The 21582-nt window shown below is 46.6% G+C and carries 21 protein-coding genes and 1 pseudogene; 9 read left to right on the forward strand and 13 right to left on the reverse strand.

The window, feature by feature from the left end:
- Nucleotides 1-3 precede the first annotated feature (3 nt).
- Together pdhA and V7126_RS12700 are read right to left on the reverse strand one after the other, a co-directional pair.
- A complete protein-coding gene (gene pdhA, locus V7126_RS12695) occupies nt 4-1119 on the reverse strand; it encodes a pyruvate dehydrogenase (acetyl-transferring) E1 component subunit alpha (protein WP_046130602.1) in 1116 nt (371 codons plus the stop codon).
- 398 nt (nt 1120-1517) lie between these two features.
- Nucleotides 1518-2160, reverse strand: a pseudogene (locus tag V7126_RS12700) (YkyA family protein).
- A 262-nt stretch (nt 2161-2422) separates the two neighbouring features.
- On the opposite strand from V7126_RS12700, the gene V7126_RS12705 reads away from it, so the two are divergent.
- Entirely contained in the window at nt 2423-2554 is a 132-nt protein-coding gene (locus V7126_RS12705) for a YjcZ family sporulation protein (protein ID WP_175076985.1), read from the forward strand.
- A gap of 119 nt (nt 2555-2673) precedes the next feature.
- Nucleotides 2674-3228, forward strand: a complete 555-nt coding sequence (gene def, locus V7126_RS12710; RefSeq protein WP_046130608.1) for a peptide deformylase — start codon at nt 2674-2676, stop codon at nt 3226-3228.
- Nucleotides 3229-3266: 38 nt separating this feature from the next.
- On the opposite strand, the gene V7126_RS12715 is transcribed toward def, so the two are convergent.
- Nucleotides 3267-4040: a Cof-type HAD-IIB family hydrolase gene (locus V7126_RS12715; RefSeq protein WP_046130601.1), complete on the reverse strand. Its 774-nt coding sequence runs from the start codon at nt 4038-4040 to the stop codon at nt 3267-3269.
- A gap of 400 nt (nt 4041-4440) precedes the next feature.
- On the opposite strand from V7126_RS12715, the gene V7126_RS12720 reads away from it, so the two are divergent.
- Both V7126_RS12720 and rnjA read left to right on the forward strand, forming a co-directional pair.
- Nucleotides 4441-4650, forward strand: a complete 210-nt coding sequence (locus V7126_RS12720; protein ID WP_046130600.1) for a DNA-dependent RNA polymerase subunit epsilon — start codon at nt 4441-4443, stop codon at nt 4648-4650.
- A gap of 4 nt (nt 4651-4654) precedes the next feature.
- Nucleotides 4655-6322, forward strand: a complete 1668-nt coding sequence (gene rnjA, locus V7126_RS12725) for a ribonuclease J1 (protein ID WP_335497629.1) — start codon at nt 4655-4657, stop codon at nt 6320-6322.
- Between the two features lie 49 nt (nt 6323-6371).
- Here the strand turns inward: rnjA and ade are convergent, their stop codons facing one another.
- From ade to V7126_RS12745, 4 genes are all read right to left on the reverse strand, one after another.
- Nucleotides 6372-8078, reverse strand: a complete 1707-nt coding sequence (ade, locus tag V7126_RS12730; RefSeq protein WP_373688035.1) for an adenine deaminase — start codon at nt 8076-8078, stop codon at nt 6372-6374.
- A gap of 135 nt (nt 8079-8213) precedes the next feature.
- Nucleotides 8214-8879: a potassium channel family protein gene (locus V7126_RS12735; RefSeq protein WP_046132236.1), complete on the reverse strand. Its 666-nt coding sequence runs from the start codon at nt 8877-8879 to the stop codon at nt 8214-8216.
- 85 nt (nt 8880-8964) lie between these two features.
- Complete coding sequence (locus V7126_RS12740; RefSeq protein WP_175076982.1) at nt 8965-10287, reverse strand: ATP-binding protein; 1323 nt, start codon at nt 10285-10287, stop codon at nt 8965-8967.
- A 201-nt stretch (nt 10288-10488) separates the two neighbouring features.
- Nucleotides 10489-10776, reverse strand: a complete 288-nt coding sequence (locus V7126_RS12745) for an AbrB/MazE/SpoVT family DNA-binding domain-containing protein (protein ID WP_046132238.1) — start codon at nt 10774-10776, stop codon at nt 10489-10491.
- Nucleotides 10777-11084: 308 nt separating this feature from the next.
- Here V7126_RS12745 and mreBH point away from each other — a divergent pair, with 308 nt between their 5' ends.
- From mreBH to V7126_RS12760, 3 genes are all read left to right on the forward strand, one after another.
- Nucleotides 11085-12092 (forward strand): rod-share determining protein MreBH, encoded by a 1008-nt coding sequence (gene mreBH, locus V7126_RS12750; protein WP_335497630.1) that lies wholly within the window; start codon nt 11085-11087, stop codon nt 12090-12092.
- Between the two features lie 73 nt (nt 12093-12165).
- Nucleotides 12166-12297, forward strand: coding sequence for a protein YkpC (locus V7126_RS12755; protein ID WP_096891714.1), 132 nt, complete (start codon nt 12166-12168; stop codon nt 12295-12297).
- A gap of 88 nt (nt 12298-12385) precedes the next feature.
- Complete coding sequence (locus V7126_RS12760; RefSeq protein ID WP_175076981.1) at nt 12386-13618, forward strand: aminopeptidase; 1233 nt, start codon at nt 12386-12388, stop codon at nt 13616-13618.
- A gap of 308 nt (nt 13619-13926) precedes the next feature.
- Here V7126_RS12760 and V7126_RS12765 read toward each other — a convergent pair whose 3' ends face one another.
- Nucleotides 13927-15546: an ABC-F family ATP-binding cassette domain-containing protein gene (locus V7126_RS12765; protein ID WP_046132242.1), complete on the reverse strand. Its 1620-nt coding sequence runs from the start codon at nt 15544-15546 to the stop codon at nt 13927-13929.
- Nucleotides 15547-15707: 161 nt separating this feature from the next.
- On the opposite strand from V7126_RS12765, the gene V7126_RS12770 reads away from it, so the two are divergent.
- Nucleotides 15708-15950 carry a hypothetical protein gene (locus tag V7126_RS12770; protein ID WP_057957605.1) on the forward strand — a complete coding sequence of 81 codons (243 nt, stop codon included), beginning with the start codon at nt 15708-15710 and terminating at the stop codon, nt 15948-15950.
- A 12-nt stretch (nt 15951-15962) separates the two neighbouring features.
- The gene (locus V7126_RS12775) at nt 15963-16232 is read left to right on the forward strand and encodes a hypothetical protein (RefSeq protein WP_046132244.1); all 270 of its coding nucleotides are present in this window, start codon (nt 15963-15965) and stop codon (nt 16230-16232) included.
- Nucleotides 16233-16275: 43 nt separating this feature from the next.
- On the opposite strand, the gene lepB is transcribed toward V7126_RS12775, so the two are convergent.
- The 5 genes from lepB to V7126_RS12800 all read right to left on the reverse strand — a co-directional run bounded on the left by lepB (nt 16276) and on the right by V7126_RS12800 (nt 21497).
- Nucleotides 16276-16836 carry a signal peptidase I gene (gene lepB, locus V7126_RS12780; protein WP_046132245.1) on the reverse strand — a complete coding sequence of 187 codons (561 nt, stop codon included), beginning with the start codon at nt 16834-16836 and terminating at the stop codon, nt 16276-16278.
- Nucleotides 16837-16995: 159 nt separating this feature from the next.
- Entirely contained in the window at nt 16996-18885 is a 1890-nt protein-coding gene (locus V7126_RS12785; RefSeq protein WP_046132246.1) for a PTS fructose transporter subunit IIABC, read from the reverse strand.
- 13 nt (nt 18886-18898) lie between these two features.
- Nucleotides 18899-19810, reverse strand: coding sequence for a 1-phosphofructokinase (gene pfkB / locus V7126_RS12790; protein WP_048353064.1), 912 nt, complete (start codon nt 19808-19810; stop codon nt 18899-18901).
- Nucleotides 19807-20562 carry a DeoR/GlpR family DNA-binding transcription regulator gene (locus tag V7126_RS12795; RefSeq protein ID WP_046132248.1) on the reverse strand — a complete coding sequence of 252 codons (756 nt, stop codon included), beginning with the start codon at nt 20560-20562 and terminating at the stop codon, nt 19807-19809. Before V7126_RS12795 ends, pfkB begins: the two co-directional genes overlap by 4 nt.
- A 281-nt stretch (nt 20563-20843) precedes the next feature.
- The gene (locus V7126_RS12800) at nt 20844-21497 is read right to left on the reverse strand and encodes a Yip1 family protein (protein ID WP_175076979.1); all 654 of its coding nucleotides are present in this window, start codon (nt 21495-21497) and stop codon (nt 20844-20846) included.
- Nucleotides 21498-21582 lie beyond the last annotated feature (85 nt).

Consider the following 21582-nt stretch of genomic DNA (forward strand, 5'->3'; position numbering starts at 1 on the left):
GGCTTACTTCGACTCCTTCTCTTTATAAATTTCCTTTTGTTCTGCAAGGTTGTAAGGAAGCTCTTCATACATGATGTCGATCAGGTCGGTCACTTTTTGCTTCGGCTCTTCGTCGGCTTTTTTGATTGCCTGTTTGATCTCTTCTTTCGCTTCTTCGATTACCTTGTTTTCTTCTTCTTCAGACCATAGGCCTTTAGCTTCCAAGAACTTGCGGAAACGGACAAGCGGATCTTTCTGCTCCCACTCATTCTCGATTTCTTTTGTGCGGTATTTCGTCGGATCGTCTCCGGCCATTGTATGAGGACCGTAACGGAAGCAAAGCGTTTCAATCAGAGTAGGGCCTTCGCCGTTGATCGCGCGTTCGCGAGCTTCGCGTGTAGCGGCATATACAGCAAGCGCATCCATTCCGTCTACTTGAACGCCGACGATACCTGCGGCTGCAGCTTTTTGAGCAATCGTCTCAGCAGCTGACTGCTTTTCGACAGGCGTTGAAATCGCATAGCGGTTATTTTGGACAACGAAGATAGCCGGAGCTTTGTAAGCGCCCGCGAAGTTGATTCCTTCGTAGAAATCCCCTTGAGATGCTCCTCCGTCACCTGTATAAGTAATCGCCACAGCCTGTTTGCCGCGCTTTTTCAGACCGAGAGCCACACCGGCTGTCTGAATGTACTGCGCACCGATGATGATTTGCGGTGAAAGCGCATTAACATCGTCAGGCATTTGGTTTCCACGGAAGTGTCCGCGTGAGAACAGGAACGCCTGATAAAGCGGAAGACCGTGCCAGATCAGCTGCGGAACGTCACGGTAGCCGGGAAGGACGAAGTCTTCTTTCTCAAGCGCAAAATGCGTAGCAATTTGAGAAGCTTCCTGACCTGCAGTCGGCGCATAGAAACCAAGGCGGCCTTGTCTGTTTAAAGAAATGGAACGCTGGTCTAAAATACGCGTATACACCATGCGGCGCATTAATTCTTTTAATTGATCATCAGATAAATCAGGCATTGCCGCTTCGTTTACGACTTTGCCTTCTTCATTCAAAATTTGAAACGTTTCGAACTGCTTTTTAATGGCATCAAATTGCTTTTTGCTATCAACGATTGCTTTTTTCGTTTTTGCAGCCATATTAAAGTCACCTCTTCCTTTCTTTTGACAGTCATAGACGTGTAATCCTTATACATACAGAATTAGGGTGTCCTAAATTGTCAGGCGCAACTCATATTTATTTCATATTAGCCGCTGTACTTGTTGTCGAAACATTTTATGTAAGGACAGCCCGACGCGTTCTAAAACTGTATCATTTATCGCTTGCTACAAACTAATACAACAAGTTCCACCACCGCTAAGTTTACACCAGTCGATGGTACTCGTCAATCGATTTCATTCCCGAAATTCAATAAATGTATTCGCTTTACTAAAACACTGTTTTCACGCTCTTCACCCTGTTATAAAACTGTTCTAGTATAAACCTCAAACTGTATTACAATAGCTTTGCAGGTTTTGTCGAAAAAAGGAGAGCCGAATCAACGGCTCTCCTTGACATCAAACCCTGCGGCCTTGTAAAAATCTTTTTTCGCTTTGTTGTAGTCTGTCGTGTAGGTATTAAAGCGTTCGTTTTGCTTTAACACTGCATCGTATGATTTGTTGATTTTATTCAGCTGCGCTTCAAGCTCGCTAAGTCCGGCGTCTTTATTCTGAAGCAGCTTGTACAGTTCTTTATCAAGCCCGAGCGCATCCTGATAGGACTTGTAGAGATTGTCATACGCCAGGTAGCGCTTTCTTCTTGACTTTCTGATCGTCGATTTTTTCGACGGAAGCTTTGTGCGCCTCAAACTCCTTTTTGGCCTTATCGATGCTTTCTTTTTCCGATTTCAAATGCCGTTCCCGTTTATCTGCTGATGTGAGCGCTTTTTCTGAGAGGGCAACGACTTGGTCAAAATCATCCATATTGAGTTTCATCATCTTGTCGTAAAGCTTTGATTCGGTTTGCTCCAGGCTTTTCAGAGATTTCTGCTCCTTTTGAAACGGCTTTTCCAGATCTACGACTTTTTCGAACGCGGCGTGCAGCGAGTCCACCGGATCTTCCCACCAGCATCCCGCAAGCAGAAAGGCCGCCGCGCAAAAGACGGCAATGCCGGTCGGCACGCGCATTTTTAAAGATTTCACTTTCGTATTTCCCCCAATCTAAACACAAATTCAACTATAAAGCGTCTTCGTTTGTTTGACAACCGAAGTCCCTGTCTCTATCGGACAAGCTGATACAAAATCGGTATGTAGCCGATATCCGATTTAGAACAGCTGACCCGGGAAATTTGCGCGAAAGTGGGCATTCGACTATACAACCTTTACGCTTTTACATAATTTATATTAGACGCTATGCCTACCAACGAAAAAAGGCTTTGCGTAAATTTACGGAGGAGGTCTTAATATGTACGGTTATTGCTGCCCTTCATATGGATACGGGTATGGCGGTTATGGTTACGGCCGCACATTCGCTTTGATCGTTGTTCTATTTATATTGCTGATTATTGTAGGTGCCGCTTATTTAGGGGGCTGCTAGTACCTGTGCAATGACCAGCCGAAACAGGCTGGTCATTTTACCAATGCGCTTTTTCAGACATTGCGCGGCATGCAAATGATCCGCTATACTTTACATATTAATCATTGGGAGTGAAGATGTTGATCACGATGGAAAACATTGTCCGCGACGGTCATCCCGCATTAAGGACCGTCGCCGAAGAAGTTCAATTGCCGGCAAACGAAACAGAAATCAAACAACTGACTGAAATGATCGAATTCGTCAAGAACAGTCAGGACCCCGAAATCGCTAAAAAATACAACCTTCGTCCAGGGGTAGGCCTTGCCGCTCCGCAAATTAACGTCAATAAACGGATGATCGCCGTTCATGCCGAAAGCGAGGACGGTACATTATACAGCTACGCGCTTTTCAACCCGAAGATCGTCAGCCACTCGGTCGAGAAAAGCTATTTGACGAGCGGAGAAGGCTGCCTTTCCGTCGATGAGCCGATTCCGGGCTATGTGCCGAGATATGCGCGGATCAGGGTAAAAGGAACGACCCTTGAAGGGGAGAATATTGACATTCGCTTAAAAGGATTTCCCGCAATCGTCTTTCAGCACGAAATCGATCATTTGAACGGTGTGATGTTCTATGATCACATCGACAAAGAAAACCCGCTGAAAGAGCCGGATCATGCAATACCGGTCGGCAGATAACAAAAAAACGGATCATGCTTTGATCCGCTTTTTTTGGATTATTTCAAAAGGCCGAGCGACTCAACCGCAAACGCAATTCCGTCCTCATCGACGGGTTTTGTAATAAAATCGGCGGCTTTTTTCAACTCTGGTACGGCATTTCCCATCGCCACTCCGGTGCCTGCAAATTTGATCATTTGCAAATCGTTCAGCCCGTCTCCGAACGCGTATGTGTCCTCCCTGTCAAATGGAAGCTTTTCGATGACTTTTTTAATCCCTTCGGCCTTTGATCCCCCCGCAGGCAGCACATCTGTCGAACGCTCGTGCCAGCGGACGAGGTCGAATTCGCTGAAGCGGCCGTATTGGCGTTCATCTGCCTCCTCACAAAACAAAAGCACCTGGAAAATGTCCCTGCCTTTATAATAAGAGCGGTCAAATTGCGGCGGATCGACTTTTAAGCTGCCGATTCCCTCGTGAATAAAGGGATGATCATCGACAGAAGACCGCATGCCTTCCTCTCCCATAAAAACGATGGGATGGCCGCATTGGTCTGAATGCGCAAGCAGCGCTTCAAGGGATTGCCCGGAAAGGGGGTTTTTATAGATGACGTCCCCTTCGAACACAACATATTGGCCGTTATAAGATATAAACGAGTCGATGCCGAGCTCTTCAAGCACTGGACTGACCATAAAAGGGGCCCGTCCGGTGGCGATGAAAACATGGTGTCCCCGCTCCTTCAAATTGGATATGGCCGTTTTTGCACTCGCGGGAATGGTTTTATCGTGGTCATAAATCGTTCCGTCAATATCAAAAAAAATCAGTTTTTTATCCATGACTGTGAATCCTTCTCCCTTAGTTGTATGATTTTATCATTCCTCTGTTCCATCATACAAAAACTGAAGCGTTCAGAAAACCTTCGCAACCCGAAAATCAAAACAAAATTGCATTCCAATAATATCCATGTAACAATGAGCAAATTCGTCATATAATAGAACTAAAGGTAACAAGGCCGGTTTGGGACAAGTCAGCGAAAGGAGGAATAAGACATGCTTCGCCGCCTTCGAAAAAAATTAAAAAAACAATTAAACGGCATGATGCGCAGAAAATCAATTGCGTAAAAAGGACCTTCACACAGGTGAACAGGTCCTTTTTTTCTCAATGCTTTTCTTATGAGGCAATTTCGCATATAATAGAAAGATGAGTCTAACAATCGGCAGTTAAGGAGAGATTTGGATGATTTATAAGGTATTTTTTCAGAGCAGCAATGACGAAGTACCTGTTCGTGAAAAAACAGATTCAATTTTTGTGGAAGCTCAATCTGAACGTGATGTCAGATCTAAATTAAAATCATACAACTACAACATTGAGTTTATACAGGAAGTTGAAGGCGCTTTTTTAGAATTTGAAAAACAGAGCGAAAAATTTAAAGTATTGGAGTTATGAGTGAATGAAATTTGTTAAAAACGATCAAACAGCCGTTTTTGCCTTGGGCGGACTGGGGGAAATCGGCAAAAATACGTACTGCGTTCAATTTCAGGATGAGATCGTGCTAATTGACGCGGGGATTAAGTTTCCGGAAGACGAGCTTCTCGGAATAGACTACGTTATCCCCGACTACACCTATCTGGTCAAAAACGAAGAAAAGATCAAAGGCCTTTTTATTACACACGGACACGAAGACCACATCGGCGGTATTCCGTACCTGCTCAAACAGGTGAACGTACCGGTTTACGGTGGGCAGCTTGCGATCGGCCTTTTAAGGAAGAAGCTTGAAGAGCACGGCCTCTTGCGCCAGACAAAGCTTCATATTATTGAAGAGGACGATATTGTCAAGTTCAGAAAAACGGCGGTTTCTTTCTTCAGGACGACACACAGCATTCCGGACTCATACGGTATTGTCGTAAAAACACCGCAAGGAAATATCGTACATACCGGCGATTTTAAATTCGATTTTACGCCGGTAGGCGAACCGGCCAACTTGACCAAAATGGCCGAAATCGGAAAAGAAGGCGTTCTCTGCCTCCTTTCTGACAGCACAAACAGCGAAATTCCGGATTTCACGATGTCCGAGCGCAAAGTCGGGGAAAGCATTGACGACATTTTCCGCAAGGTCGAAGGCAGAATCATCTTTGCCACCTTTGCCTCAAACATCCACCGTCTTCAGCAGGTGATCGAAGCAGCGGTTGCCAACGGCCGGAAGGTGGCCGTATTCGGACGAAGCATGGAATCGGCGATTGAAATCGGACAAACTCTCGGGTATATTAAATGCCCTAAAAACACGTTTGTTGAAGCCAATGAAATCAACAGGCTTCCGGCCGGGAAAGTGACGATTCTCTGTACGGGTAGCCAAGGCGAGCCGATGGCGGCTCTCTCGAGAATCGCAAACGGCACGCACCGGCAAATTTCGATCAACCCGGGGGATACAGTCGTATTTTCATCATCTCCGATCCCGGGCAATACGATCAGCGTCAGCCGCACGATCAACCAGCTGTACCGGGCAGGAGCGGATGTTATCCACGGCGCGGTAACGAACATCCATACATCCGGACACGGGGGCCAGGAAGAGCAAAAGCTGATGCTCCGCCTGATCAAGCCGAAGTTCTTCATGCCGATTCACGGTGAATACAGAATGCAAAAAATGCACGTGAAATTGGCGACCGACTGCGGAATTCCCGAGGAAAACTGCTTTATCATGGACAATGGCGAGGTGCTGGCGCTGACGAGCGAAGAAGCATCAGTCGCCGGAAAAGTCCCTTCCGGAAACGTTTATATTGACGGAAGCGGCATCGGCGATATCGGCAACATCGTCCTGCGCGACCGGAGAATCCTTTCTGAGGAAGGGCTCGTCATCGTCGTCGTCAGCATTAACATGAAGGAATTCAAAATTTCCGCCGGACCTGATTTAATTTCAAGAGGGTTTGTCTACATGAGGGAGTCAGGCGACCTCATCAATGACGCTCAGGAACTGATTGCCGGACATTTGAGAAAAGTGATGGAGCGCAAAGCGACACAGTGGTCTGAAATCAAAAACGAGATTACAGACACGCTTGCACCTTTCTTGTACGAAAAAACAAAACGCCGTCCGATGATACTTCCAATCATTATGGAAGTATAATCGCGGGGCACTAAAAAAACGGATGCACCTTATCAGTGCATCCGTTTTTTCATTGCACGGAAATGTGCGTGAACGCTTTAACATCAAACAGCCCTTCGGTCGTCATCTTCACATCAGGAATGACCGGCAGCGCCAAAAAGGAAAGCGTTAAAAACGGATTGAAGCTTCCTGAAAAACCGGTTTGTTTCAAGGCGCCGTGAAGCGATTTCAAGCTCTTGTTGACCTCTTCCAGCGGTTTGTCTGATAAAAGCCCTGCGATCGGCAGTGCGACGGAATGGAGCTCTTTTCCCCCTTTCGCGACGGTCAGTCCTCCGCCGATCTTGCCCAAGATGCCAGCCGCTTTCATCATATCCTCATCATTCGTGCCGACGGCGATGAAATTGTGTGAATCATGCGATATCGTCGCTGCGATTGCTCCCTCTTTCAATCCGAATCCCTTTACAATCCCAAGGCCGATTTCCTTTATACCCCGGTGGCGCTCAATCACCGCGATCTTCAGCAAATCTCTTTCCGGATCTGCACGGAAAAATGCCCCGTCTTTCGGCTTAGCGATGACGAGCTTTGTTTCAAGCTGGTTGGGAATGATTTCGATGATGCGAACGTCCTTGTCCCGAACAAGGGGAATCCTGAGGTCCTCCGCCTGTAAATCGGGGAGATGCACCGTCTCGAGCAGCGCCGGTTCAGGCTTAGAGGCGGCAGCGTCCGCTTCATTCAGTCCGCTGTACACCTTCCCGTTAATCATCGTCTTTGTGATGCGTACATTCTTTAAATCGCTGATAAAGAGGAGATCTGCATCATAGCCCGGAGCGACCGCACCTTTCGTTTTTAACCCATAGCATTCTGCGGCATTGAGGCTTCCCATTTGATAGGCAAGAAAGGGATCAAGCCCTGACAGGATGGCGAGCTTCACCTGGTGATTAATGCTCCCTTCATCGATCAGTTCGTCCAAGTGCTTATCATCCGTACAAAAAAAGAAGCGCCTTGCATTTTTTTCGTTTACGGCGGGCAGTACGCTGCACACATTCTTTGCCACAGAGCCTTCCCTGAGCATGACATACATTCCCCGTCTGATGCGTTCAAGCGCTTCTTCAGGAGTTGTGACCTCATGATCTGTCAGAACCCCCGCCGCCCGGTAGATGTTGACGTATTTAGCCGTAAGCCCCGCTAAATGACCGTCGATCCGCTTGCCCGCTGCTTGCGCGTCAAACAGCTTTTGCGTCATGTCCGCCGCCAAAGATTCCACTGAAACGTAATCCATCACTTCCGCCAGGCCGAGTACATCTTCCCGGCTGTAAAACGGTTTTAAATCATCGGCATAAAGAGCGGCGCCCGATTTTTCAAACGCCGCCGCCGGTACGCACGAAGGGAGCATGAAATAGATGTTCAGCGGGGTCAGCCGGGCCTGTTCCATCATGAAATGCAGACCTTTTACCCCTGAGACATTCGCGATTTCATGAGGGTCTGTTATAACGGTCGTCACCCCGTGGGGAATCACCGCTTTTGCAAACTCCGGCGGCGTCACCATAGAAGACTCGATATGGACATGGCCGTCGATAAAGCCGGGAACAATCATCTGTCCCTCTGCGTCGATGACCTCTTCGCCCTCGTAATCGCCTAACCCGACAATGGCTCCGTCTGTGATGGCTATGTCTTGCTCGATCCATTCCTGATTAAAAACATCCATTATTTTTCCGTTTTTGATCACAATATCAGCTTTTCTGCGATGTCCCGCAGCACCAAGCCGGTGAATGAACATCTGTTTCTCCAAAGGTATAAAGCCCCTCTCGTTTTGTTATGTATATTGTTCAATATCGTATCTGAATCGATTGAAACAGTCAATGAAAAGATAAAAAAACCGCAAGCGAAAAACGCTTGCGGCATAAGCCGTACATTATGAATGCTGAAAAACCTTTTTCTCAAAACGGTCGATATCGGGATTGGAGCCGATGACAATGAGAATATCATCCTTTTGAATCTCCTCGGTGGCAAGCGGGGACACGATCACTTCTTTTCCGCGTTTAATCGCAACGATATTAATTCCGTACCTCGCCCTGATATCGAGGTCAAGCAGCGTATTTCCCGCGAGCCTGCTGTTGGCTACAATTTCGACAAGGCTGTGCTCATCTGACAGTTCGAGATAATCAAGCACATTGTTGGACACGATATTATGCGCGATTCTTTTGCCCATATCACGCTCCGGATGAACGATCCGGTCAGCTCCGATTTTCGATAGTACCTTTTCATGATAATCATTCTGCGCCTTGACGGTAATCGATTTAACGCCCAGCTCTTTTAGCATGAGGGTAGTCAGGATGCTCGCTTGAATATCTTCTCCGATCGCCACGATGACATGGTCAAAATTGCGCAGCCCAAGATTTTTCAGGACGGACTCGTCTGTCGTGTCGCCTATGACTGCATGAGAAGCGATCTTCGCGTATTCGTTGACACGGTCCTCGTCCCTGTCGATCGCCATCACCTCAAGGCCTTCTTCACTTAATGTCTTGCAAATGCTGCCGCCAAACCGGCCGAGTCCGATTACAGCAAATTCTTTTTTCATCGAAAATTCCTCCATGGGTCAATCTTTTACAAATTCTATCATATGAAAAAGGTTTTTTCCTCTTTTTCTTCATATGTATGTTCATTCAGGTTGCATGACTCAATTTCTGCGATTTTTCGTATTGTGCGCCCTCCTCAAGCGGCAGCAAAATGTGGAATGTGCTCCCTTCGCCCAATTTGCTGTCTACCTTTAGTTCCCCGTTATGGGCGCCGATGATATTTAAACAGATCGTAAGCCCGAGCCCTGTGCCTTCCTGTTTTGTCGAAAAGAAAGGTTCGCCGATCTTGGCCAGGTCATCTTGTGACATGCCTCCGCCTTCATCTTTGATGCTGATTTTCACAAAGCTTGCTTCCTTCTCTGATGAAATCGTGATTTTTCCTCCGTCAGGCATCGCTTCGATCCCGTTTTTGATCAAGTTGATGAACACTTGCTTGATTTGATTTTCGTCGCCGTTTATTTCCCACTCTCTTCCTTCCTTTTGAAAGGCTTTTTCGATTTCGATATGGGACAAAACCGCATTTGTTTCAAGCAGGGTCGTGACCTGCTGCAACACGGAATTGATCTTGATTTTTTTAAACTGAACCTGATGGGGCTTTGCCAATACGAGCAGCTCCCCGAGCACGGAATCAATCCGTTTGATTTCAGAAAAGATAATGTCAAAATACTCGGTTCTGTCAGGGTATTCCGTTTTCATCAGCTGCAGGAACCCATTTACAGATGTGAGCGGATTTCTCACCTCGTGTGCGATTCCTGCGGCAAGCTGACCTGCCATCGCCAGCTTCTGAGACTGCATGGCAAGGCGCTGATTTGATTTCAAAAGCTCCATTTCCGTGTTCTTTCTCTCTGTAACATCTGTCAGCGTGCCTAAGCTTCCCGTAAATTGGCCATTCGTATAATAAAGCTTATAGTGCACTTCACCCCAAAACTTGCTTCCGTCTTTGCGGTGGTACAGAACTTCGATTCTTCCTTCCCGCTCCCTGTTCTTCAGCTGGCTCATCAGATGATTCGAGATGCGCTCTTCATGATCAAAATAATCATTGTACATCGTTCCGAGACTTTCTTCAATGTTGAAGCCGGTCAGGGTGGTCCACGCCTGGTTCAAGAAGGTGATGTTGCCTTTCCGGTCGGTTTGAAACACGATTTCCTGAAGGTTGTCCATAATCCGGTTCGTTGCCGCCGAAAGCTCTTTATATTGTTTTTCGCTTTCCTTCAGCTTATAAACAAGCTGATTGGATTCATCGATGTACAGCGTCAGCCACCATACGCTGACCAATGTCACAAGTGTAAACAGCAGATCAACCGTCCAGTTAATTTGATTTCCCAATATCCCGTAAAATAAATAATTCCAAAACATAATAAAAGTCATTGCCAAAGCGGTCGCAATGATCCGTCCTTGATATCTTTTCATGACCCCACCTGCCACTTGTATTTCTCTGTTAATTGTAACATTCTTTACACCATCTTTGAGAGGATTGTTCGAAGTATTTATCGTCTGTATTGCCGAATTTTTCAGTGACGGTGATGTCGGTCATCTTTTCGGAGGAAACCGATTTCTGAACCAATTGGCAAAAAAAGCCCTGCCCGGGTGAACAGGCAGGGCGGCTCAATGTTACGATTTGGCCTGGTCCAGCGCGCTTTTGAGTTCTTCCAAAAGCAATTTGGCGCCATCCGGGCTGAGCGTAATGTTTCCGTTTCCGTATTCGCGGTTTTCGGATGTAATCTCTCCGGTTATCAGACAAACGCCGTAAGGTTTATATTTTTTCAAAACGATTTTATCCTTGTCAACGAAAAATTCAATGCTGTCCTTGATTGAGATATCAAGCGCCCTTCTCAATTCAATCGGCATCACAATGCGGCCGAGTTCATCTACTTTTCTCACAACTCCTATGGATTTCAAAGTCTTTCGCCTTCTTCCTCATTATGTTTCTATTTTTCTAAGATATTGTCTTAGTATAACGATAGACGTACAATAGGGGAAAAAGGTTTCCCCCTTTCAGACAAAAAATCCGCGCAATAAAAATGAAATAATTTTCTCATGATGCCAATATGAGGTCATCATTTTACAGGTTTTTTTCAATGTCGTCACAGACCCCCAAAAATCGATGTTTTTCAGAGAAAATTTAAATGGAATGAATATCTTTTTCTCAACGCGAAGAAAAACCATTTCGTTTATCAAAAAATTTTAAATAGAGATTGGGTGAAAATATGTTTCAAACAACCGAGATCGGAATTGATCTAGGAACAGCGAACATACTGGTTTACAGTAAAAACAAAGGAATCATTTTAAACGAACCTTCCGTCGTAGCCGTTGATACGGAAACAAAAAGCGTTTTGGCCGTCGGAATCGAAGCGAAAAACATGATCGGAAAGACACCGGGCAAAATCGTCGCAGTCCGTCCGCTGAAAGACGGGGTTATTGCCGACTACGACATGACGACCGACCTTTTAAAACAGATCATGAAAAAAGCCGGGAAAAACATCGGCTTTACATTCAGAAAGCCGAGCGTCGTCGTCTGCACGCCTTCCGGCTCGACCGCTGTCGAAAGACGGGCCATCAGCGACGCCGTCAAAAACTGCGGCGCCAAACAGGTCCACTTGATCGAAGAGCCTGTCGCAGCGGCAATCGGCGCAGACCTGCCTGTCGATGAACCCGTCGCCAACGTCGTCGTCGATATCGGCGGAGGTACGACTGAAGTGGCGATTATTTCGTTCGGAGGCATCGTATCCTGCCACTCGATCCGAATCGGCGGCGATCAGCTTGATGAAGACATCGTTTCATTCGTACGAAAAAAATACAACCTGCTGATCGGGGAACGGACGGCCGAGGAAGTCAAAATCGAAATCGGCTATGCTTTGATTGAGCATGAAACGAAGACGATGGAAGTCAGGGGACGCGATCTTGTCACAGGCCTGCCAAAAACGATTACGCTTGAATCAAACGAGATCCAGGCAGCGATGCGCGAGTCCCTTCTTCACATTATCGAAGCGATCAGAGCAACGCTTGAGGACTGCCCTCCGGAACTGAGCGGAGACATCGTCGACCGCGGCGTCATTTTAACGGGTGGCGGCGCCCTCTTGAACGGCATCAAAGAATGGCTCTCCCAGGAAATCGTCGTTCCTGTCCACGTTGCTGCAAATCCGCTTGAATCCGTGGCCATCGGGACCGGCCGTTCTCTTGACGTAATTCACAAATTGCAAAAAGCCGCTAAATAATTTTATTTTTAACGTCTTTTTTGCAGACTTTCTTCATATCGTGGGAAATGGAGTAACGATAAGGAGGAAGAACATGCTCAAGGATTTGGGAAGACGCGTGGCCATTACCGCTATCTTAAGCGGGATCATTTTAGGCGGGATCAGTGTTTCGCTCAGCAACATGCCGAGCTCTCCCCCCGGCCAGACAGCCAAAATAAACCGCTGAAAAAGTTCGCAGCCTGCCCGCTGCGAACTTTTTATTTTGAGTCAAAATTTGTTATGATGTTATGGACAATAAAGGAGGTTTTGCAAACATGAGTTCATTTACCGATAAACTTAGTAAATACGCCCAGCTTGTCACAGAAGTAGGTGTCAACGTTCAAAAAGGACAGCAAGTCGTGATCAACGCTTCGACGGAGATTCGCGACTTCGTACGCCTGCTCGTAAAAAGCGCATATGAAAGAGGAGCAAAACATGTGACAGTCCGCTGGCAGGATGACGTCGTCACCAGACTGAAATATGAGCTTGCACCAACTGAAGCGTTCGAAGAGTATCCGGAATGGGAAGCAAAAGGCATGGAAACGCTCGCCAGAGAGGGTGCAGCATTTATTTCGATTGTCTCATCAGGCCCCGACCTTTTGAAAGGAATCGATTCAAAACGGATTGCAGCGCAGCAAAAAGCGGCCGGAAAAGCTTTGCATACATACAGACAAATGATTCAGTCCGATAAAGTGAGCTGGACTGTCGTGGCAGCCCCCTCTCCGGCATGGGCGAAAAAAGTGTTCCCTGAAAGCAGCGAAGAAAAAGCGGTGCAAATGCTTTGGGACGAAATTTTCAAGACGACCCGCGTCGACCGCGAAGACCCGGTCAAAGCATGGAAAGAGCACGACCAGACGCTTCGCGATAAAGTGAGCGTTTTAAACGAAAAGCATTATCAGGCCCTTCATTATAAAGCGAAAGGCACGGACCTCACGATTGAACTTCCTGAAAAACACGTCTGGGTCGGGGCCGGAAGCGTTAATGAAAAGGGCGATGAATTCATGGCCAACATGCCGACGGAAGAGGTGTTTACCGCTCCGAAAAAAGACGGGGTGAACGGAACCGTTTCCAGCACAAAACCGCTGAGCTACGGAGGAAACATCATTGACGGCTTTACGCTGACGTTTGAAAACGGACGGATTACCGATGTCAAAGCAGAGCAGGGCGAGGATATTTTAAAAGAGCTGGTCGAGACGGACGAAGGCTCGCACTACCTGGGCGAAGTCGCACTGGTAGCCCACGATTCGCCGATCTCAAAATCAAATATCCTGTTTTATAACACGCTGTTTGACGAAAATGCTTCAAATCACCTTGCCATCGGAAGCGGGTATGCGTTCAACATCGAAGGCGGCAAAGAAATGACGCGCGAACAGCTGGCTAAGGAAGGGTTGAATGAAAGCATCACCCATGTCGATTTCATGATCGGCTCAGGCGAAATGGACATCGACGGAATCACGGCCGACGGAAAAAGAGAACCAATCTTCCGCAACGGCAATTGGGCTTTTTAAGGCGAAAGGGCTTCAAATGGAAGCCCTTTTTATGATGCTCCGACCGGAAACTGTCCGTTTGTTGCACAGGATGTCAACAACCGGTGCAATTATCCTGCTGCTGAGTGACCCGAAACCCTTGCAGTCTAGGAAGGCCGGGCATCAGAGCGGACTTTCACAGGATGTGATGACGGCGGCGTTCAGGCAGGGCGCCTGAGCGTTTAGCCGCCGTTCCTTTCTTATTCGTGAGCACCGACTTAGCAGGCCTGGCAACGAATGCAAGGGTTTGTCGACACGCTGAAAGCCCGCCGAAGAGGCGGGCTTTCGTGTTATGCGTATAACTCGGCCAATTTGCTTTGAACCGTTTTGTCTTCTAAAAACTCATCATAGGTCATTTGCTTATCAACGATGCCGTTTGGCGTAATTTCGATGATCCGGTTGGCAATCGTCTGAACGAACTGATGGTCGTGGGACGTAAACAGCATGGCGCCTTTAAAGCTGATTAAGCCGTTGTTCAGCGCGGTAATCGACTCAAGGTCCAAGTGGTTTGTCGGCTCATCAAGCACAAGCACGTTCGCTCCTGAAAGCATCATTTTTGACAGCATGCAGCGGACTTTTTCTCCCCCTGACAAGACGCTTGCCTTTTTGAGCACTTCTTCCCCGGAGAACAGCATCCGGCCTAAAAATCCGCGCAAAAAGCTTTCGCTCTGATCGTTCGGCGAAAATTGGCGAAGCCAGTCGACAAGGTTCATATCGCTGTTCTCGAAAAACTCGCTGTTGTCCTTCGGGAAAAAGGCCTGCGATGTTGTCACGCCCCATTTAAAGGTTCCGCTGTCAGGCTCCATTTCCCCCGCCAAAATTTTAAACAGCGTCGTGGCGGCAAGCTCATTCCGGCCCGTAAAAGCGATTTTATCGTCTTTGTTCATCATAAAGCTCACCGAATCAAGCACTTTCACGCCGTCGATTGTTTTGGAAAGATCCTGAACAACAAGCACGTCATTGCCAATTTCGCGTTCCGGCGTGAAGTTGACGTACGGATATTTCCGCGATGACGGTTTAATGTCATCGAGCGTAATTTTTTCAAGCAGTTTTTTTCTGGAAGTCGCCTGCTTCGATTTGGAAGCATTTGCGCTGAATCTGGCAACGAACTCTTGAAGCTGTTTGATCTGTTCTTCTTTCTTCTTATTGGCTTCCTGGGCCATTTTAAGCGCAAGCTGGCTTGATTCATACCAGAAATCATAGTTGCCGACGTAAATTTGGATTTTGTTGAAATCGAGGTCGGCGATATGCGTACATACTTTATTTAAAAAGTGGCGGTCATGCGATACGACGATAACCGTATTCTCAAAGTTGATCAGAAACTCTTCAAGCCACTGGATCGCCTGAATATCAAGGTGGTTTGTCGGCTCATCCAAAAGAAGTACGTCAGGCTTGCCGAATAGCGCTTGTGCAAGCAGAACTTTCACTTTGTCAGATCCGCCGAGATCGGCCATTTTCTTCGTATGAAGCTCTTCAGGAATACCGAGTCCTTTCAGCAGAATCGCCGCTTCCCCTTCAGCTTCCCAGCCGTTCAGCTCGGCAAATTCACCTTCAAGCTCTGCAGCGCGAATGCCGTCTTCATCGGAAAAATCCGGCTTCATGTAAATAGCATCTTTTTCCTGCATGACTTCGTACAGGCGCTTATGGCCCATGATGACGACTTTCAGCACTTCGTGTTCCTCGTATTCAAAGTGGTTCTGCTTCAGCACGGCGAGGCGCTCTCCCGGGCTCATGTGAACGTCTCCGGTCTGCGGCTCGATCTCCCCTGATAATATCTTCAAAAAGGTAGATTTCCCCGCTCCGTTTGCTCCGATTAACCCGTAGCAATTTCCAGGCGTAAATTTAATGTTTACATCTTCAAACAGCTTCCGGTCCGCAAACCGCAAGCTGACATTACTCACAGCTATCATGTAATATCCTCCATCACTAATACTTCATTAAAAAGAGTATAACACGAATAGTCTTTAAGAGAAATGCTTTGCTTTTTTACAATAAAGTTTTAAAGCAATATGAACACTTGCATCTATGTTGTTACAATATGTTACAATTAATGTGGATTGGGGGATGGAATATGAATATAAAAGATGATCCTGAAATTAAAAGATGGATAAACATGAGGCCGTGGCATGCGCTGTTCGTCTCGCTCGCGATGGTGATTTCCACGATGTCGATCGGATTTTTTAAAGGCTATGATATGTGGACGACGGACTTTCTTATTTTTTCGTGCCTTTTAGCCTTTTTCGGCCTTCTTGTAGGCTGGCTCCAAAAGATATATTATAAAAAAGTAATGTTCGGGGAAAACACGGAAAATTAGACGGAGGAAAACATGAAGCTTATCACTCTGACAGAATACTGCATGTTTATTTTTTTTACCGGGGTATATGTGGCGGTAACCGGTTTTACAGCGCGCGATCTCGGCCTTTATCTCGGAATCGCCATCATTTATACGTTCGTACATATCGCAGCAAAGCGCATGCTGACAAAGCACGGAAAAGAAGCCGCCGACATCAAGCTCTTCTACAGCGTGCTCCTTATTACAGCTTCGGTGTTCATTACCGTGCTGTTTATTATAGTACTGGCATCATTCTCATCATAAAAGAAAAAACGCCTGGCGTCCGATGCGGACGTCAGGCGTTTTTTTAATCTGTTTTTCGGATTTCATTAAACGGGAAAAACACAAATTCCGATGTCCCGGCTATCCGCTTTTTATCAATCAGCCCGAGGCCGTTCCGGCTGTCCATCGATCTCTGGCGGTTGTCGCCCATCACGAAGTACTTGCCTTCAGGAACTTTGACAGGACCGAAGTCACCGGTCAGCTTCACCCCGACTTCCTCAGCTTCTTTTTTGTTGTGCGAAAGATACGGCTCATCCACTTTCTTCCCGTTAATGAGAAGCGTGTCATCCTTCATTTGCACAGTATCTCCCGGCAGACCGATCAGGCGTTTGACATAGTGGACATTTTTTTCATCGCCGTCGATAATGACGATGTCTCCCCGCTTCAATTCCCCGGCGTATTTCACCGTTTTATAAACAAACAAGCGTTCCCCGTCGTGGAGCGTCGGATCCATCGATGTCCCTTCAACTAAATACGGCTCGAATAAAAACGTCCTGATCAATAGAGCCAGAGCGACTGCAATGACAATGGCTTTTACCCATTCAAAGAGAGAACTTTTCTTTTTGGCGGATTTTTCTTCAGTCAAAACGCTTCCTCCTAAAACAGTCTATCACGCAAAATATCGGCTTTTCCTATACTTTATCATAAGTCATGGGATATTTCCTAATTCGCATGCCTTCTGCCGGAAAAAACAGTAAAAAAGAAAGTGCCGCAGAGAGAACAAAGCGGCACTTTCTAGCACTTATTATTCAGCTGGAACCGGCTTTTTCAAGATGCCGAGCAAGACAGCTGTGACAACTGCTCCGATCAGGACGCTCACCAAATAGAGAAGCGGATGGTTTGTTGTCAGGAAGACGAACACTCCTCCGTGCGGAGCAGGAAGCGTGACTCGGAAAAATTGAGACAATCCGCCTCCGATTGCTGATCCGATTACACAAGCAGGGATAACCCGTGCCGGATCGGCTGCCGCAAACGGAATCGCACCTTCTGTGATAAATGACGCACCCATGAAATAGCAAGTAATACCAGCTTCACGGTCGCGTTTTGAAAATTTGTTTTTAAAGATCGTTGTTGCCAGCGCGATGCCAAGCGGAGGAACCATACCGCCCGCCATAATAGCAGCGTGAGGACCGAAGTTTCCGGCGTCAATCATCGCAATCCCGAACGTAAAGGCCGCTTTGTTGATCGGACCTCCCATATCGATCGCCATCATACCGCCCAAAATGATTCCCATTAAAACAAGGTTTCCTGTTCCAAGGCCTTCAAGCCAGTGCGTCAATCCGTCCATTATCATCTTGACCGGCGTATTGACGACATAATGCATGATAATTCCTGTAAAGAAGATACCGAATAACGGGTAGATTAAAACAGGCTTCAATCCGTCAAGCACTTGCGGAAGACCTGCAAATACTTTTTTCAAGAGAACGACGATGTAACCGGCAAGGAAACCGGCAATTAATCCGCCCAAGAATCCTGCATCAGCCTGTGTTGCCATAAAACCGCCGACCATACCAGGCGCAAAACCAGGGCGGTCTGCAATGCTCATCGCAATAAATCCGGCCAATACTGCAACGATTAATTTCAAGGCGTTTCCGCCGCCGATCGCATTTAACGCAGCCGCAAATTCATTATAAGAAGGGTCTCCAGGCTTCGCTGAGTTAATGCCCCAGAAGAACGAAATAGCAACTAAAATCCCGCCGCCTACGACAAACGGAAGCATGTTGCTGACACCGCTCATCAAATGCTTGTAGAAGGCATTTCCTGCGCCGGATTTTCCTTTTGCTTCACCTTCATCATTTTGGGAAGCGCCGCCGCCTTGATAAATAGGCGCATCTTGTTTGAGCGCCTGCTCAATCAGTTCTTTTGGACGTCTGATCCCCGCTGTCACCGGCACTTCGATGACGTGTTTGCCGTTGAAGCGTTCCATCTCAACCTGTTTATCGGCAGCAACGATGATCGCGACTGCGTCTTCGATTTCCTGTGCTGTCAATTTATTTTTCACACCGCTGGAGCCGTTTGTTTCAACTTTGATGTCAACGCCCATTTCTTTTGCTTTTTCTTTCAAAGCGTCAGCGGCCATGAACGTGTGCGCGATTCCCGTCGGACACGCCGTAACCGCGAGGATTTTTCCTTTTGCAGAAGGAGCTTGAGCCTCTTCAGCCTGCTCTTCTTCTTCATCATCTTTATCATGCATGTTGATGATGTCAATGATTTCGTCTTCAGTTGCTGCTTCAAGAAGCTGCTTGCGGATTTCTTCCCGCATGAGCAATGTTGACAGCCTTGACAGCGCTTCGAGGTGCGTGTTATTCGCCCCTTCAGTTGCTGCGATCATGAATACCAAATGGCTTGGCTGTCCGTCCAAAGATTCGTAATCAACGCCTTCTTTTGAACGTCCGAAAGCGATCGCCGGCTCTTTTACGCTGGCCGTTTTCGCATGGGGGATGGCAATGCCTTCGCCGATCCCTGTGGAGCTTTGTTTTTCACGGTTGATGACCGCTTCTTTGTAGCCTTCTTTATCATTTAACTTTCCGGCTTGATCCAAAACCGTTACCATTTCTTCAATAACGTTTTCTTTCTTGCTGCTCTCAAGGCTTAGTTTGATCGTATGCTTCGTGAGTAGCTCTGTGATTTTCATAACCTTTCCTCCTTTAGATGGCTTTGACCTGAACTTCAGGAAGCAGCTTGTGTACCAGCTCTTCCGTTCCGAGTTCTTCTGAGAAAGCCGTAGCGCTCCCTGAAGCGACCCCTAACCGAAAAGCCTCTTCGATGCCCAGCCGCTTTTCGATGCCGGCAAGAAAACCGGCAACCACTGAATCTCCCGCGCCGACAGAGTTTACGAGTTTTCCTTTAGGAACGGTTGCGTGATATACCCGATCTTTCGTAAACAGCAGAGCTCCTTCTCCAGCCATGGAAACGATGGCGTTTTCCGCTCCTTGTTCGATCAGTTTTTTTCCGTAAGGAACCGCTTCCTCAGCTGTGTGAATCGTCGTCTGGAACATTTCTCCGAGCTCATGGTGATTCGGCTTCATTAAAAGCGGATTCATTTCCGGGGCCTTTAAAAGCGCTTCTCCAGAGATGTCAACAACAACCCTGACGTTTTTCTCCTTGCATTTTGCAGCAATCTTTTCATACGTGTCTTGAGGAAGTGAAGCGGGAATGCTGCCTGCCAATACGACGATATCCCCTTCCTGCATATCTGAAAACTGATCTAAAAACGCCGCAAAATCTTCGTCGGTGATCGACGGGCCCTGTCCATTGATTTCCGTTTCGTCGCCCGTTTTCAGCTTTACATTGATCCGGGTATCGCCATTTACCTCATGAAAGGCTGTCTCAAGCTTTTCTTCTTCCAAAAATGACTTGATATATCCCCCGGTAAAACCGCCGACAAAACCGAGAACCTTTGATGGCACATGGTGTCTGTTTAATACCCTTGAGACGTTGATGCCTTTGCCCCCCGGATATTTCGAATCATAAGCTGAACGATTTAATCCGCCCAAGGAAAAGTTTTCAACGTGAACAATGTAGTCGACTGATGGGTTGAGAGTTACAGTGTAAATCATGTTTTCACTACCTTTACGACAGTTTTTTCTTGATAGTTATCGAATGAATGCTTTGCAGATCCTGCTGTAATGATCGTTGCTTCGTCTAAACTTGCAAAGGCAGAAAAAGACATTTCCCCAAACTTGGAAGCATCGGCTAAAATGAAGGCTTTTTTCGCCTGTTTGACAGCTTTTGCTTTCAGGAGTGCTTCCTCGGGATCGGGCGTTGTATATCCCGCTTCCTTATGAATGCCGTTGACGCCGATAAAGCTCTTGTCAAACCGGTACTGGCCGATGGCCGAAAGAGCGGAGCCGCCCACGATCGCACCGGTTTTATGCTTTACCTGTCCGCCTAATAAGTAGAATGTAATGCCTTTTTGGATTAATGCCTCGATATGCATGACTCCGTTTGTGACGACGATTATATCCTTCTCTTGATCTATAAAGTCGATCATTTGCAAGGTGGTCGTCCCGGCATCTAAATAAATGCAATCGCCTTCTTCAAGAAGAGAGGCCGCTTCCTTGGCGATGTTTTTCTTTTCATGAAGGTTTTTGGATGATTTCTCAAGCATATCAGGCTCCGTCCGAATGTCGGACAGCCTTGATGCCCCTCCATGAACGCGCTTTAAATATCCGCGGGCTTCCAGCGTCGACAAATCTCTTCTGATCGTTGACTCAGATGCTTTTGTCAAGTTCATTAAATACTGGATTTTCACGACATCATGCTTTTTGATCTCGTCGATGATCAGCTGATGCCGTTCGGGAGTCAACACATTACCACCCCTCTTTGAAAACGCCTTCATTTCACTTACAATTCTATTGTAAACGCTTTTTCGACATAACTCAACAAAAATCTTTCAAATTCATTCAATAACCATCAAAATCCTTCACATTTTAACATCTTAACGCGATATATACCATTTGTAAACTGTATAAGCGATAAAAATCCGCAAAAATATGTGACATTATTATGATCTATTCATTCTTCATTCATTCGGGATAAACAAAATAAAACCTCATGCACAAGGCATGAGGCTGACAAAAGGCGGGTCCGTTAATTAGGTAAATTTGCTATTAAAAGAAGGAGCATCCCGTATAAATAAGCCAAAAGAAGCTTAAGGATAAATAAAGCGGCTACTCCGATCCATGCTGCCCGCTTTGAAGATCCGCCCGCTTTTTGCAGGCCGATCGCCGTTAGGGCAAATGACCAGATCGTAAAGATGTCACAGACGTTTAAAACGGTCGCAAGCGGTTCTTCGGCAGGAATCAATCCGTCCAGCGACGTTACCGAAAAGACGACGCCGGAACCCGTCATATAATAAATGACGCTGATGATAATATCCCTAATGGCAGGGATGAAATTCACAAAAACGCATAACGAAAGCATCGTGATAAAATTTGTTTTTCCCCCGCCGATTTTCGCAAGCAGCCATAGAACTAAAGCACCAATCACGAAGAAAATGACCGATTGGAAAATATTACGGACGATGATTGCAGTGCTTCTTACAGTGTTTAAATCCTCTTGACTGAATATGGCACTTTTGGAGATGACGAGATAGGCGGCCAAGGCTGATAATACAGCTGCGATGATCATCGGCAGCCAGATGGCGGGCCGTTCTCTCATTCTTTCAAATTGCTTGGCGGGACTTGTGATGAGGCCGATTAAAAACGGCTTTTTTTCTTTTGCTGTTTCTATCGTTGCTTCCACTTTCTAATTCCTCCTGAAAATTCCTTTTTATGAAATAAAGACAATACCCAGTCTAGCATTTATCAGACTAAGTTTTATTAAAATC

The sequence above is a fragment of the Bacillus sp. JJ675 genome (genome assembly GCF_036963165.1).
Classification (GTDB): Bacteria; Bacillota; Bacilli; order Bacillales; family Bacillaceae; genus Bacillus; species Bacillus glycinifermentans.

What these genes read in the sequence shown, in the direction of transcription:
- rnjA (WP_335497629.1), top strand. Translation starts at nt 4,655, where the DNA reads ATGAAATTTGTTAAAAACGATCAAACAGCCGTTTTTGCCTTGGGCGGA.
- V7126_RS12765 (WP_046132242.1), bottom strand. Translation starts at nt 15,546, where the DNA reads ATGATAGCTGTGAGTAATGTCAGCTTGCGGTTTGCGGACCGGAAGCTG.
- mreBH (WP_335497630.1), top strand. Translation starts at nt 11,085, where the DNA reads ATGTTTCAAACAACCGAGATCGGAATTGATCTAGGAACAGCGAACATA.
- V7126_RS12760 (WP_175076981.1), top strand. Translation starts at nt 12,386, where the DNA reads ATGAGTTCATTTACCGATAAACTTAGTAAATACGCCCAGCTTGTCACA.
- pdhA (WP_046130602.1), bottom strand. Translation starts at nt 1,119, where the DNA reads ATGGCTGCAAAAACGAAAAAAGCAATCGTTGATAGCAAAAAGCAATTT.
- V7126_RS12785 (WP_046132246.1), bottom strand. Translation starts at nt 18,885, where the DNA reads ATGAAAATCACAGAGCTACTCACGAAGCATACGATCAAACTAAGCCTT.
- pfkB (WP_048353064.1), bottom strand. Translation starts at nt 19,810, where the DNA reads ATGATTTACACTGTAACTCTCAACCCATCAGTCGACTACATTGTTCAC.
- V7126_RS12775 (WP_046132244.1), top strand. Translation starts at nt 15,963, where the DNA reads ATGAAGCTTATCACTCTGACAGAATACTGCATGTTTATTTTTTTTACC.
- ade (WP_373688035.1), bottom strand. Translation starts at nt 8,078, where the DNA reads ATGTTCATTCACCGGCTTGGTGCTGCGGGACATCGCAGAAAAGCTGAT.
- V7126_RS12755 (WP_096891714.1), top strand. Translation starts at nt 12,166, where the DNA reads ATGCTCAAGGATTTGGGAAGACGCGTGGCCATTACCGCTATCTTAAGC.
- V7126_RS12740 (WP_175076982.1), bottom strand. Translation starts at nt 10,287, where the DNA reads ATGAAAAGATATCAAGGACGGATCATTGCGACCGCTTTGGCAATGACT.
- V7126_RS12715 (WP_046130601.1), bottom strand. Translation starts at nt 4,040, where the DNA reads ATGGATAAAAAACTGATTTTTTTTGATATTGACGGAACGATTTATGAC.
- V7126_RS12735 (WP_046132236.1), bottom strand. Translation starts at nt 8,879, where the DNA reads ATGAAAAAAGAATTTGCTGTAATCGGACTCGGCCGGTTTGGCGGCAGC.
- V7126_RS12770 (WP_057957605.1), top strand. Translation starts at nt 15,708, where the DNA reads ATGAATATAAAAGATGATCCTGAAATTAAAAGATGGATAAACATGAGG.
- V7126_RS12720 (WP_046130600.1), top strand. Translation starts at nt 4,441, where the DNA reads ATGATTTATAAGGTATTTTTTCAGAGCAGCAATGACGAAGTACCTGTT.
- V7126_RS12705 (WP_175076985.1), top strand. Translation starts at nt 2,423, where the DNA reads ATGTACGGTTATTGCTGCCCTTCATATGGATACGGGTATGGCGGTTAT.